Raw genomic sequence first — 12,690 nt, 5'->3', positions numbered from 1 at the left:
GGCCCCGTGTTCGGCATCACCGACGGCGTCGACCCTGTCGGTACTCGACTGGAGACGAAAGGGGCGTATTTCGCCGTCGGATACGACATATCGACCTGCTACGCCTCGACCCGGAACCCCCGGTCGCGAAGCAGTTCCGGCACCCGGTCCCGGTGGTCACCCTGGAGTTCGATCGCGCCGTCGTCGACGGTTCCCCCGGTCCCCATCGCGCTCTTCAGATCCGAAGCGATGGACTGGACCTCGTCTGCGGGCAAGTCGAATCCCTCGACGATGGTGACGGGCTTGCCGTAGCGTCTGGACTCGGTCCGGATGGAGAGTACCTGTTCTGCGGTATCTAAGTCCCCGTGCGCGTCGAGTTCGTCGAGCAGGTCGTCGATCGAGTCGTCGTTTGCCACAGCGTAACACAGGTCGCGGATCGGCAAAGAGGTATGCACCCGTCGGTTCGCGAACCGATCGCGTGTAGCGGGTTCCACGTCGGGATCTCCTTCACAGCTGCGAATCGGCTCGCATCCAGAATTCCGGCCTCACAGACGCGACTTGACCGTCTCGGCGGTCTTCTCGCCGACGCCGTCGACGCTCGTCAGGTCCGCGAGGCTCGCCTCGCGGACGTTCTCGACGCTGCCGAAGCGGCCGAGGAGGCGCTTGCGCGTCTCGGGACCGATTCCCGGGACGTCGTCCAGCACCGTCGTCACCTCGTCGCGGATCGTCTGGTGGTACTGGACGGCGAAACGGTGGGCCTCGTCACGCACGCGCTGGAGGAGGTGCAAGTGCGGTGCGTCGCTGGGCCACGGGTGCTCGCGATCCGGTGTGATCACGCGCTCTTCGGACTTCGCGAGGCCGACCGCGGGGACGTCCCAGCCTTCCGCCTTCAAGGCCTCGCGCGCCGCCTCGAGTTGCCCTTTCCCGCCGTCGATCAGGAGGAGGTCCGGATCGGGTCGGTCGTCGCGACCCTCGACGGCGCGGGCCGCCCGCCAGGCGATCAGTCGGCGCATGTTCGCGTAGTCGTCGTTCTCGTCGTCGAGTTTCTTGCGGCGGTAGTCCGCCTTCTCGGCGCTCCCGCCGACGAAGGTGACGTCGCTCCCCACCGCGGCGGTGCCCTGGGCGTGGCTCACGTCGAACCCCTCGATCCGACGGGCGCTGTCGATTTCGAGCGCGTCGGCGAGCATGCCGCACTCGTCGCGACCGCCGACGTTCCGCCGGGCGTTCTTCAGCGCGAGGTCGATCAGTTTCGCTTCCCGGCCGGCACCGGGCACCCGGACGGCGACGCCCTCCGCATCGAGCCAGGCAGCGACCTCCGCGTCGCCGTGGCGCTCGGGGAGCAAGAGTGCATCCGGGAGGTCACGCTCGGCGTAGTGCTGGACGACGAACGCGGCGATCACGGTCGGGACACCGTCGTCCGCGCCGTAGGGAGCTGCGAGCGTGAAGCGGTCCCGGTCGACGAGCTTGCCACCCTCCGAGCGCAGTCGGGCGACCGTCGCCTCCTCGCCCTCGATGGCGACCCCGAGGACGTCGACCGTGTCCTCGCCGCCGTGGGCCTGAACGGCCTCGCCGCCCTCGCCGTGGAACCGCCGGACTGCCGCGAGGCGGTCTCGCAGGTTCGCCGCGCGCTCGAAGTTGTTCTCGGCGGCCGCCGCTTCCATCCCCGACTCGAGCGGATCGGCGAGGAGTCCCGTCTCACCCTCCAGAAATCGTCGGACGGGTCCGACGGCCTCACGGTACGCCGCTTCGGCAATTTCCCCGGTGCAGGGGGCGGTACAGAGGCCCATCTCGAAGTCGAGGCAGGGGCGCTCCCGGCCGCTGTACTTGTGATCGGAACAGCCGCGGATTCCGTACGTCTCGCGCAGGGCCTTCACGACCGTCTCGACCCGCGTCTTCTTGGTGTAGGGGCCGAACACCGTGGCCGACTCGTCGGGATCTCTCGTTATTTCGATTCGTGGCACGTCGTGGTCCGTGAGTTGGACCATCGGGTAGGACTTGTCGTCCTTGAGCCGGACGTTGTAGCGGGGCTGGTGGCGCTTGATGAGGTTCGCCTCGAGCAACAGCGCCTGGGTCTCCGTGTCCGTGACGGCCACGTCGATCGCGTCGGCCTCGCGGACCATCCGCGCGATACGCGCGCTTCGGGGGTCGGCGTAGGAGCGGACCCGCGAGCGGACGTCGACGGCCTTCCCGACGTACAGCGTCGTCTCTCCGTCTACAAACTGGTAGACGCCCGGCTCCATCGGGAGGTCACCGGCTCGCTCGCGAACCGACGTCGGCTGCATCGAACCCGGATAGGGCGTCGAACGGTTTCAGCGTAACGCGTCGTCCGTCACGGCGCGATCGTCGCCGTCGGGGGCCGGCGGGCGCTCGATCGCTCGCGCGAGCGCGTCGACGGCCCGCTCCGGTTCGTCGGGTGGCGGGACCGACAGATCGGCCGCGCCCGAGACGGCGACGACCAGTCGTTCGCGGCGACCCCTGAGATACCGGCCGAACGCGACGAGACCGGCGAGAATCGTCACGAGACCGACCAGCACGACGAGGCGACCGAGCGCGACGAGCACCGTCGAAAGCGTCGCGAGCGTCCCACCCACCGAACCGGCCATCGGTCCGGTCGCCTCGACCGTCGGGAGCAGGCCCGCGAAGTCCACCGAGACGCCGACGAACGCGACGAGCGTCCCGACCGTCGCGAGGGCGACGGCCCAGCCGAGCGAGCGGAGCGACTCCCGGGTCTCGGTCCGAACGGCGACGGCGTTCGGCCGATCGACGGCACGAAATCGCGGCCCGTCGGCCGATGGTGGGTGGAACGCGAGGACGCGGTGGCTGGTCACGACGAGTCCGTGCTCGCCGGCCGTCACGCGCTCTCTGATTCGTTCGCCGGCCAGCAGGAGTTCCTCGACGCGATCGCGCCAGGCCACCGCGTTCGGATCCGCTCGCTCCGGAGACCGACCGGCGACGCCGACACCGTCGCGACGGGGCATCGATGTGCACTTCGACTTCGGGGAGGAATAACGTCCCGGCCGTGCTGCCCGATAGGGGCGCCCTACTGGAAGCGGCTCGGATCTGATCCAGCCGACACGTTCACCACGCCGGCCGTCGAAGCGGCGGACGTGACCGAAGACGACGCGACGGCCGAGACAGGTGACGACGGGGACGGCGAGACCGTCCGTTGCTGGCTCGTCGAACGAACCTTCGACGACCGGAACCTCGTGACGCTCGTCTACGCGACGCCCGACGGTGACCGCTACCGGCGCAAAGAGCGGAGTGCCGCCAGTCTGGGTGGAGACGCCGCTGCGACGGCAGCGGTCGATCTCCCGACCGACGCACTCGAACCGGTGACCGACGCGGCGACACGCGAGCGATACGCGAGCGAAGCGGCCCGGGTCGCCGATTCGCACGAACCCGACGAACCGATCTGACTTGTCGGCCCCGGACGATTTGGCCCGTATCGCCACGGACAGGTCCGTATGGGAGGAAATTGGGATTCTTCTTTCGTAGACGATTGACAAAATATTTACCCGGACGTTGTGAACGGCCAGGTATGGTACCGCTCTCCATCGACGGCGTCTCCAAGCGTTACGGAAACGTCGTCGCCGTAGACGACCTCTCCCTGACGGTCGAACGGGGCGAGGTGTTCGGCTTCCTGGGCCCGAACGGCGCGGGAAAGTCGACGACGATCAACATGGTCCTCGACTTCGTCACCCCCACCGCGGGCGAGATTTCGGTCCTCGGAATGGACGCCCGGACCGAGAGCAAGGCGATTCGACGGCGGATCGGCGTGCTCCCGGAAGGCTATCAGACCTACGCCCGGCTGACGGGCCGTCAGCACCTCGAGTTCGCCATCGAGTCGAAGAACGCGGCCGACGACCCCGACGTCCTCCTCGAACGCGTCGGTCTCGACGCAGCGGACGCCGACCGTAAGGCCGGCGGCTACTCCAAGGGGATGTCCCAGCGACTCCTCCTCGCGATGGCGCTCGTCGGCGATCCCGACCTGCTGATCCTCGACGAACCGACCACCGGGCTCGACCCCAACGGGGCCCGCGAGATGCGCGAACTCGTCCGGGAGGAGGCAGATCGCGGCGCGACCGTGTTCTTCTCGAGTCACATCCTCGGGCAGGTCGAAGCGGTCTGCGACCGTGTCGGCATCGTCCGTGAGGGGCACCTGGTCGCCGAAGACACGATCGAGGGACTGCGCGACTCGGTCTCCGGCGGCGAGACGCTCCGAATCAAGGTCGACCGGCCCGATCAGGACGCACTCGACGCCGTCAGGCGCGTCGACGGCGTACACAGCGCCGAACCGGACGGCTCCGCAGCGGTCCCGACGGTAGTCGTCTCGACGAGCGGGTCGAAGACCGCAGTGCTCTCCGCGCTCGAAGACGCCGGACTCGTCGTCGAGGACTTCTCGACCGAGGAGGCATCCCTGGAAGAGGTCTTCCGCGCGTACACGACCGAGAAGGCGGAGGTGACGGCATGAGTACCGTCGCCGTCGCGAAGAAGGACGTCATGGACGGCATCCGCTCGAAGCTGCTCTGGGGGCTGATGGTGCTGTTCGTCCTCAGCGTCGGGGGAATCTCGTGGCTGTTTGCAGGGGGCGAAACATCGGGAGCTCCGACCGACCTCGAGGTCACGCTCCTCTTCGCCATCTCGGCGTTGCCGGCGATATTCTTCCTGATACCCATCACCGGACTGGTCGTCAGTGTCAAATCGATCGTCCGCGAGCGTGAGCTGGGTAGTATCAAGATCCTGCTCTCGTTGCCACACAGCCGGTTCGAAGTGCTCTTCGGGAAGTTCCTCGGCAGGTCGCTCCTCCTGACAGTGGCGATCCTCGTCGGCTTCGTCCCCGGGGCGGCCATCCTGTCCACGCAGTTCGGCACCGTCCCGGGCCAGGAACTGGCCGGGTTGACGGTCATGACGGTGCTGTTCGGTATCGTGTTCGTTGCCGTCGGGATCGGGCTGTCAGCCCTCGTCACCACTGAGACGCGAGCGACCGTCGGCGGCGTGATCGTCTTCATCCTGCTGTACACGTGGTCGGGGATCGTCACCTCGATCAACGGTCGGTTGGATCTCCTCTCCGGAGACGCCCTGCTGTTCGTCCAGCGGTTCCACCTGTTCACCGTCTTTCAGGATACGCTGCTCGCGCTGCTCTCGATCGTCCACGACGAGGTCCCGAACGCCTCGAGCGCAGTGCTGGGCCAGCGGGCGCTTTCGAATCCGGAGGGGATTGGTACGGTGAGCGAACCGTTCTACCTCCAGCACTGGTTCGCGTTCGTCATCCTCGCGCTCTGGATCGTCGTCCCGCTCGCGATCGGTTACTGGCGCTTCGAGCGCGCCGACCTCTGAGACGGCCTGAACCCACACGACTGACGTTCCACCTCTCTCCCGATCGTCTCGCCGTACGACGATCACGGGACGTATCGACCCCCAACCCGTGCCCAGACCACCAGCAGACTCGGCAGGACGAACACGCTGGCGAGAACGGCGTACACGATCGTCAGCGCGGTGATGAGCCCGAACGACTGGAGGAAAGGCAAGATCGCGACGAGCAAGACGGCGAACCCGCTCGCGGTCGTCGCCGCACTCGAGAGCAAGGCGCCGCCGGTGCCGGTGACGGTCTCTCGAAGCGCCGCGGCGGTCGTGTCCGCCTCCGCGAGTTCCTGGACGAACCGTTCGCTGACGTGGAGGCTGTAGTCCACGCCGAGGCCGATCGTGAGGCCGGTGATCATGCCGGTGACGATGTTGAAGGGGATGTCGAGCAGTGCCATCGTCCCGAGCACCCACGTCAGGGTGGCCGCGACGGGGAGGATGGTGACGACGCCGAGGGAGGCGCTTCCCTCGGTGAGGCGGTAGGCGACCGCGAGGACGATCATGACGGCCGCCAGCGCGACGAGCAGGCTCGTGATCGCCGTCTCCGCGAGCTGGTCGGCCGTGATTCGGTTGACGACGACGTCGCCCGTCGCGATCGCGGTGACGCCTGCGTGGTCCGCGGCGGCGCCGTCACCGGCTGCGTCGGAACCGTCGGAGTCCGCCCCGACCCCATCGGGATCCGTGGCGCTCCCATCGTGCGCTGCCTCGGCGGCGACCGCGTCCAATTCCTCGTGGACGACCGCATCGTCGACGCTCCCGTCGACGGTCACGACCATCCGGAGCGCCTCGTAGGACCCGTCTTCGCGGTGGACGACGTTCGAGGCGTCGTCGGGCGCGACCCGGAAGAGCTCGTCGTAGACACCGGTCACGTTCCGGTCCGGAACGCCGTCGCCGTCCGTGTCGGCGGCCGACAGCGTCGCCGCGAACGACGGGTTCTCGGCCGCGACGCGGTCCATCACCGTGATCGGGTCGGTGACCGCCGGCTCGCCGTCGGCGTAGGTCTCGGTCGCGCTCGCATCGCCGGCGGTGGCCCGCGCCGCGTCGAGACGATCCAGCGTCGCGGGGTCGGTGACGTCGCCCCTGAGAAGGATCGAAGCCGTCGTGTCTCGCCTGACGAAGTCCGCCTCGAGCGTGTCGATCGCCCGCTCGGCCGTGTAGGTCCCGGGTGCGACGGGTTCGGGCAGGTCTTTCAGCCAGTCGTCGGGGTCTTCGGCCAGAAAGTCGGATTGCTCGAAGCTGGCGTCGACCGTCGTCGCGCCGTAGGCGCCGACGCCGCTGACGACGAGTGCGACGACGATGACGGCTGCGGGTGCCCACGCGGCGAGCGTCGCCCCGACGCCGAGGAGGCGGTTGATCGGTCCGCGACCCGTGCCGACCGCCGGGTGCGCGCGATCGACGCCGCGAGCTTCCAGGAACGCGTCGAGTTCGACCTTCAGCGCGGGGACGAGGAGGCCGAAGACCGCCAGCGTGGCCACGATGCCGATCGCGCTGACGAGGCCGAGATCCCGGAAGATGCCCAGCGGGCTCGTCAGGTTCGAGAGGAAGCCGATGACGGTGGTGATCGTCACGTAGACGAGGGCGACGCCGACGCTGCCGAGCGCGACGGCCATCGCGCGACTGGGTGCGGACTCGTCGGCGGCTCGGGCCTCGCGATAGCGCATGACGACGTGGAGGCCGTAGTCGATCGAGAGCCCGATCAGCAAGACGAGCACGACGACGAACGGCTGACTGAACGGGATGCCGGCCCAGCCCATCGCGCCGAACGTCCAGACGAGGACGAGCGCGACCCCGGCGAGCCCGAGCAGGATGTCGAGGAGATCCCGGTAGACGACCACGAGGACGACCAGGACGAAGGCGATGGCGAGCGGTCCCACGAGCGTCACGCTGTCGACCATCGAGTCGGTGATCTCCGTGGAGACGATCCCGTCGCCGTAGACGAGCACGGACATCGAGCCGTCGTCCGGCGCGAGGTCCTGCATGGCCGTCTGGGACGCTTCGATCTCGTCCGGTGCGTCACCCGGGGCGAACGAGGCGCCGGGCGACTCCTGCGTGACCACCAGCAGTGTCGCGTTCGTCTCGGTCGATCCCGGCTCGTAGTAGTCGGGCAGGAGTGTGAGCGCCTGCGACGATCGATTTCCGTCACCGGCGAGGACGTCTCCCACGAACCGTTCGACCTCGTCGTCGGAGCGCGACCGGAGTGCGTCGATCTGGGCGTCGATGTTGGGCGCTCGCTCACCGTCTGCCGGAGTCGCACTCCCGTCGGACGGTGCCGTTCCGTCCCGCGTCTCGTTCGCATCAGACGGCGTCGTTCCGTTCTGCGTCGCGTTCGCCCGCTCACGGTCCTCACGGATCGCCGCGGTCGCGACCAGGCTCGCCACGCTCCGGGTCTCGACGAGCGTCTCGTCGACCGTTTCGTCGTCTCGCAGGGCGCGTTCGTACTCGAGCACGGCGACGAGCGTCTCACGATCCAGGACGTTCTCGTCCTGTATGACGACCTGCGCGGTCGTGGTTTCGGCCCCATCGGCGGAGAAGTTCGCGTCGACGTAGTCCGCGGCATCGGCCGCCGCCGCGTCCGTCTGGAACTGATCGAGCGACGTCGAGCGCTCGACCATCGGCACGCCGGCGCCAACGACGGCCGAGGCGACCAGCATGACCACGACGACCAGGCGTGCGTTGTCGGCGACGAAACGCGCGATTCCCGCCGTCATCTGGCGCTCACCCGGCGAGTGGTGACCACGTCGCGTCGCGACAGCCGCGATGGCCCCAACCGATCGGAACCGTCTTCCAGCCCCAATCGATCGGTATCGTCTTTCAGTCCCAACCGATCCGAGCGATCTTTCGGCCCCAACCGATCGGAGCCATCTTTCAGCCCCGGTCTCGGTGCCGTGCCGTCCGGCTGTGAAACGAGTGTTCCCATTACCGCCGCGTAGGGGTGGCGTCCGGGTAGCCGAACGGGCGAACGTTCGAGGGTGGTACGAATATATTCGAAGGTGGCGTTATTCTTCGCCGGGCCATACGATCGCACACGAAATGCCCCACGCGAAGCTGACGATCGATATTCCCGCCCACACCTGGATCGGTGAACTTTCGAGACAGCACCCGGCGACGGTCTTCCAGGTCGTCACCGGAACGCCGGGTGACGATGTCGGGATCGGCCTCGTCCGCCTCGTCGCGAGCGACCCGCTTCCGATCATCACCGAGATACAGGCCCGCGAGACGGTCGAACGGCTCGAACTCCTCTGGAAGCACGACGACGAGGCGCTCCTCCAGGTCGAAACGACGAATCCGCTTCCCCTCTTGCCCGTCTGGCGTGCCGGCGTGCCGCTCGAGATGCCGTTCGACATCCAGGATGGACGGGCGACGTGGGAGGTGACGACCTCACAGAGCCGGCTCTCGGCGCTCCGGACACAACTGGAGGATCTCGGCATCGGGTTCACCATCGACCACGTCCGCGAGATCGACGCGAGCCAGGCCGACCGGTTGCTCACCGACCGCCAGCGAGCGGTGCTCCGGGAGGCGGTCGAGGCGGGCTACTACCGGACGCCGCGCGAAGCGACGCTGGGCGACGTCGCCGACCGACTCGGGGTCGCCAACTCGACGGCCAGCGACGTGCTCCACCGCGCGGAGGATCACGTCATCCACTGGTTCGCCGAGGAACACATGTCGGGCTGACGAGCCGTTCACCGGGCCTGGCACGGCCGGGTCCGGGCCGTCCTCGCCGACGACGGGTTGTTCGAACTCGAGACGGACGTCGAAGACTGAGAGCGGCAGCGAGAGTTATCTCAACATAGCGACCCAAAGGGCAATATATCTCGCCCTCATCTAGTCGGTGATGCCCGAAGACGCGCCGCTGGACGTGAACGAGCGGGTCGAAGCCGAGTGGGTCGAGGAGACGACGCCATTCGAGCGCGTTCGCGAGGTCATGAAGCGGACGTACGACCCACAGCCCGTCAGCGACATCGCGTCGCGTGCTCGCACCAGCGAGAACACGGCACGAAAGCACCTCGACCAGCTCGCTGGAGAGGGGTTCGTCGTCGAAACCGCCATTCCCGACGAGCGGGGCGCGTGCTACGAACGCTCCAGCGAGTCGCTCGTCCTCGAACAGGCCAATCGCATCCGTGCGGAGGTGGACACGGCCACCCTGACGACGCGTGTCGCCGAGATGCAGCAGACGGTCCAGACGTACCGCGAGGAGTTCGACGCAGAGTCGCCGGAAGATGCGGTCCTCTCGAATAGCGGGATCGATACTGAAACCGTCCAGGCGTGGCAGACGACGCGTCGAAACCTGAGCTTCGCCAGGGTCGCGCTCGCGGTGTCCGCCGCCGAGGAGGACCTTCACGCGTCACAGGTGCCGTGAATGTCGGCAGGCGACGACACGCCAGAGCGCACAACGGAATCGCACTCGACCCGCGGACCGATCGATAGCCCGTCGCTCTACGATTTTCGAGTCGCGTTCGAGCGACTGGAGCCGCTGGCGACGGGTGAACTGGACGACCCGGTCGACCCGACGGTGTTGCGGATTCGCCTGTCCGACGGCGTCGGCACGGCCGAGTCCGCCTGGTTGGACGTCAGGTGGACCTCGGTCGGTGACTACAACGTCCACTACACGGACGCCGAGGGGAGAAATCTTCGATGGGACGTCCATCCGCACGACTTTCCGCGGCCGACGGACGTCCGTCACTTCCACCCGCCGCCGACCGCGTCGAACGTACCCGCGGACGTGGAACCGTCCTGCATAGCGGTCTCCGAGGTCGTCCTCGTCGCCAGAGCGGTGCACACCTGCTGGCGACTGGCGTACGACCGCGGCGATTTCGACGGGTGTAACGCCGTAGACGATCCGCCGTGAGCGGTTCGTCTCGAGCGATACTGACCCTCGCCCTACTTTCGATGCCGTGCTCACCTCTTCGAACTCGTGCTCACCTCTTCGACGCCCGTCGATCCCGTCGGCGGCCGTCTCGACGGTCGTGTGCTCGATCCTGCGATCTCGATCTACGCGACCTCGATGCCATTCTCTGCGAGTAGCTCCCGAAATCCTGCCTCGTCGATCACCGGGACGTCGTTCGCCTCGGCGTCGGTCTGCTTCGACGCGCCGGCGTTCTCGCCGGCAACCAGGTAGTCCGTGTTGCCGGAGACGCTGCTCGTCGCGTTCGCACCGTGGGCCTCGACGAGCTCCTGCGCATCGCCGCGCGTCCAGGCATCGAGTGCCCCGGTGAAGACGAACGTGAGCCCGTCGAGTTCGTCGCTGCCGGTTTCGATCTCCGCGTCCTGTGGCGAGACGTGTTCGAGTAGTTGCTCGACGACGGCCGCATTGGCCTCGCTCGAAAAGAAGTCGTGGATGGCGCGTGCGACCGTCTCGCCCACCTCATCGACCGATTCGAGGGCTTCGGGTGACTCGACGGCCGCCTCGCGGACGGCCTCGAAGGTCTCGAACTCGCGAGCGAGTTCGCGGGCGGTCGTCGGCCCGACGAGCTGGATGCCGAGCGCGGAGAGGAAGTCGGCCAGAGGCGGCTCGCGGGCGTCCTCGAGTTCGGCGAGGAGGTTGTCGGCGCTCGTCTCGCCCCAGCCCTCGAGGCCGACGAGGTCGTCGCGATCGAGTTCGTAGAGGTCGGCGACCGTCTCGATGAGGCCGGCGGCGACCAGCTGGCGGACGCTCTTCTCGCCCAGACCGTCCAGGTCGAGTCCGTCGTCACTGGCGTAGTACTCGATCGAGCGTCGGCGCTGGGCGTCGCAGGCCAGCCCGCCCGTACAGAAGGCCATCGGCCCGTCGCGCTCGAGGTGACTCTCACAGACGGGACAGGTGTCGGGCAGTTCCCAGTGCCCGTCGCTGCCCTTCTCGACGACTTCGGCGACGTAGGGGATGACGTCGCCGGCCCGCTGGACGCGGACGGTGTCACCGACGTCGACGTTCTTCTCGGCGATCTCGGAGGGGTTGTGCAGACTGGCCCGCGAGACCGTCACGCCGCCGACGTCGACGGGATCGAGCAGGGCGACGGGCGTTGCCCGGCCCGTTCGACCGACCTGTACGGCGACGTCCTGGATCGTCGTCACCTCCGCGCGGGCGGGGAACTTGTACGCGAATGCCCAGCGATCGTGGCGCGCCGTCGTGCCGAGGACCTCGCGGGCCGCGTAGTCGTCGACCTTGATGACGACGCCGTCGATCTCGAACGACAGCTCGTCGCGGCGCTCCATGAGGTCGTCCCGATAGCGAACGGCCGCGTCGATGGACTCGACCCGTTCGAGTTCCTCGGTGACGCGAAACCCCCAGTCGGGAAACCGCTCCAGGGCCTCCGTGTGCCGTTCCAGACCGTCGCTCGAGTCGAGCACCTCGAAGAAGAAGACCGAGAGCGGGCGCTCGGCGACGATCGACGGATCGAGTTGACGGATCGTCCCCGCGGTCGCGTTGCGCGGGTTGGCGAAGGGCTCTTTCCCCTGTTCGATGCGCTCACGGTTGTGCGCCTGGAAGGCGTCCTTCGGCATGTAGACCTCGCCCCGGACCGCGAGGAAGTCGGGGTAGTCGCCGCGGAGGCGCTGCGGGACGGCCCGGATCGTGCGGGCGTTCTTCGTCACGTCGTCGCCCGCCTGGCCGTCGCCGCGGGTCACCGCTCGGACCAGCCGGCCGTCCTCGTAGACGAACTCGACCGAGACGCCGTCGAACTTCGGCTCGCAGACGTACTGGAGGTCGGCGGAGGCGACGCGGTCGTCGCCACCGGTGTCGGCAAAGTCAGACAGGGTCGCGGTCCCGTCGCCGTCATCGACGTTGTCGACCGTCCCACCGACGTCGCCGGCCCCGCCGTCGGCAGGTCCGCCCGCGGCCGACTCCAGACCGAGATCGCGCCTGACCCGACTGTCGAACTCGTAGACGTCTTCGACCTCGCCGCTCTGGTCGATCGAGAGCATCGGCGCGACGTGTTCGACCGTCTCGAAGGCGTCGACGGGCTCGCCACCGACGCGATTCGTCGGGCTGTCGGGTGCCGATCGGTCGAAGTGGTCTTCCAGTATCTCCAGTCGGGAGAAGAGCGCGTCGTAGGTTCGATCGGCGATCAGCGGCTCGCTCTCGACGTAGTATCGGCGATCGTGCTCGCGGATGGCCTCGCGTAACAGCTCGATCTGGCGGTCGGCTTCCGTCTCGTCCAGCTCCGCCACTGGCCGGAAGTCGCTCGGCGGCTCCCGGAGATAGGGGTTCTCGCCGTCCGTAGCGAGTGTGTCGTCGGTCATTGGCGGCGTTTCGGACCGAGGGTCGGTAAACGTGCTGGGTCTAGACGAATCGATCACTCCGCGGCGCCCGGGTACCCTGAGAAAATACGATTGGTTGGGAAAAGGTATTTTTATCCACTCCGCGTTAGGTGTGCT

At 67.7% G+C, this 12,690-nt stretch carries 11 protein-coding genes; 6 read left to right on the top strand and 5 right to left on the bottom strand.

Features of this window, described 5'->3' with window-relative positions:
• Window positions 1-98: 98 nt before the first annotated feature.
• The 3 genes from NO366_RS06060 to NO366_RS06050 form a co-directional block, all read right to left on the bottom strand.
• Window positions 99-395: a translation initiation factor gene (locus tag NO366_RS06060; RefSeq protein WP_256533426.1), complete on the bottom strand. Its 297-nt coding sequence runs from the start codon at window positions 393-395 to the stop codon at window positions 99-101.
• A gap of 129 nt (window positions 396-524) precedes the next feature.
• Entirely contained in the window at window positions 525-2,261 is a 1,737-nt protein-coding gene (locus NO366_RS06055) for an excinuclease ABC subunit C (RefSeq protein ID WP_256533425.1), read from the bottom strand.
• 27 nt (window positions 2,262-2,288) lie between these two features.
• Window positions 2,289-2,957 carry a hypothetical protein gene (locus tag NO366_RS06050; protein WP_256533424.1) on the bottom strand — a complete coding sequence of 223 codons (669 nt, stop codon included), beginning with the start codon at window positions 2,955-2,957 and terminating at the stop codon, window positions 2,289-2,291.
• A 129-nt stretch (window positions 2,958-3,086) separates the two neighbouring features.
• Between NO366_RS06050 and NO366_RS06045 the strand changes: the two genes are divergently transcribed.
• The 3 genes from NO366_RS06045 to NO366_RS06035 all read left to right on the top strand — a co-directional run bounded on the left by NO366_RS06045 (window position 3,087) and on the right by NO366_RS06035 (window position 5,316).
• On the top strand, window positions 3,087-3,395 hold the full coding sequence (locus tag NO366_RS06045) for a DUF7967 family protein (RefSeq protein WP_256533423.1): 309 nt from the start codon (window positions 3,087-3,089) through the stop codon (window positions 3,393-3,395).
• Between the two features lie 122 nt (window positions 3,396-3,517).
• A complete protein-coding gene (locus NO366_RS06040; RefSeq protein ID WP_256533422.1) occupies window positions 3,518-4,450 on the top strand; it encodes an ABC transporter ATP-binding protein in 933 nt (310 codons plus the stop codon).
• Entirely contained in the window at window positions 4,447-5,316 is an 870-nt protein-coding gene (locus NO366_RS06035) for an ABC transporter permease subunit (protein WP_256533421.1), read from the top strand. The genes NO366_RS06040 and NO366_RS06035 overlap by 4 nt, the downstream gene beginning before the upstream one ends.
• Window positions 5,317-5,378: 62 nt before the next feature.
• Here NO366_RS06035 and NO366_RS06030 read toward each other — a convergent pair whose 3' ends face one another.
• Window positions 5,379-8,048, bottom strand: a complete 2,670-nt coding sequence (locus NO366_RS06030; protein WP_256533420.1) for an efflux RND transporter permease subunit — start codon at window positions 8,046-8,048, stop codon at window positions 5,379-5,381.
• Between the two features lie 322 nt (window positions 8,049-8,370).
• On the opposite strand from NO366_RS06030, the gene NO366_RS06025 reads away from it, so the two are divergent.
• The 3 genes from NO366_RS06025 to NO366_RS06015 all read left to right on the top strand — a co-directional run bounded on the left by NO366_RS06025 (window position 8,371) and on the right by NO366_RS06015 (window position 10,186).
• Entirely contained in the window at window positions 8,371-9,012 is a 642-nt protein-coding gene (locus tag NO366_RS06025; protein WP_256533419.1) for a helix-turn-helix domain-containing protein, read from the top strand.
• Between the two features lie 160 nt (window positions 9,013-9,172).
• Window positions 9,173-9,697, top strand: a complete 525-nt coding sequence (locus NO366_RS06020; protein ID WP_256533418.1) for a DUF7342 family protein — start codon at window positions 9,173-9,175, stop codon at window positions 9,695-9,697.
• Window positions 9,698-10,186 (top strand): toxin-antitoxin system TumE family protein, encoded by a 489-nt coding sequence (locus NO366_RS06015; protein ID WP_256533417.1) that lies wholly within the window; start codon window positions 9,698-9,700, stop codon window positions 10,184-10,186.
• 143 nt (window positions 10,187-10,329) lie between these two features.
• Here NO366_RS06015 and ligA read toward each other — a convergent pair whose 3' ends face one another.
• Entirely contained in the window at window positions 10,330-12,555 is a 2,226-nt protein-coding gene (ligA, locus tag NO366_RS06010; RefSeq protein ID WP_256533416.1) for an NAD-dependent DNA ligase LigA, read from the bottom strand.
• Window positions 12,556-12,690: the final 135 nt, after the last annotated feature.

Origin of the sequence: Halovivax cerinus, assembly GCF_024498195.1 — an archaeon.
Taxonomy (GTDB): domain Archaea; phylum Halobacteriota; class Halobacteria; order Halobacteriales; family Natrialbaceae; genus Halovivax; species Halovivax cerinus.
This window is presented reverse-complemented; position numbering and strand designations above follow the sequence as displayed.

What these genes read in the sequence shown, in the direction of transcription:
- ligA (WP_256533416.1), bottom strand. Translation starts at nt 12,555, where the DNA reads ATGACCGACGACACACTCGCTACGGACGGCGAGAACCCCTATCTCCGG.
- NO366_RS06040 (WP_256533422.1), top strand. Translation starts at nt 3,518, where the DNA reads ATGGTACCGCTCTCCATCGACGGCGTCTCCAAGCGTTACGGAAACGTC.
- NO366_RS06020 (WP_256533418.1), top strand. Translation starts at nt 9,173, where the DNA reads ATGCCCGAAGACGCGCCGCTGGACGTGAACGAGCGGGTCGAAGCCGAG.
- NO366_RS06015 (WP_256533417.1), top strand. Translation starts at nt 9,698, where the DNA reads ATGTCGGCAGGCGACGACACGCCAGAGCGCACAACGGAATCGCACTCG.
- NO366_RS06025 (WP_256533419.1), top strand. Translation starts at nt 8,371, where the DNA reads ATGCCCCACGCGAAGCTGACGATCGATATTCCCGCCCACACCTGGATC.
- NO366_RS06030 (WP_256533420.1), bottom strand. Translation starts at nt 8,048, where the DNA reads ATGACGGCGGGAATCGCGCGTTTCGTCGCCGACAACGCACGCCTGGTC.
- NO366_RS06050 (WP_256533424.1), bottom strand. Translation starts at nt 2,957, where the DNA reads ATGCCCCGTCGCGACGGTGTCGGCGTCGCCGGTCGGTCTCCGGAGCGA.
- NO366_RS06055 (WP_256533425.1), bottom strand. Translation starts at nt 2,261, where the DNA reads ATGCAGCCGACGTCGGTTCGCGAGCGAGCCGGTGACCTCCCGATGGAG.
- NO366_RS06035 (WP_256533421.1), top strand. Translation starts at nt 4,447, where the DNA reads ATGAGTACCGTCGCCGTCGCGAAGAAGGACGTCATGGACGGCATCCGC.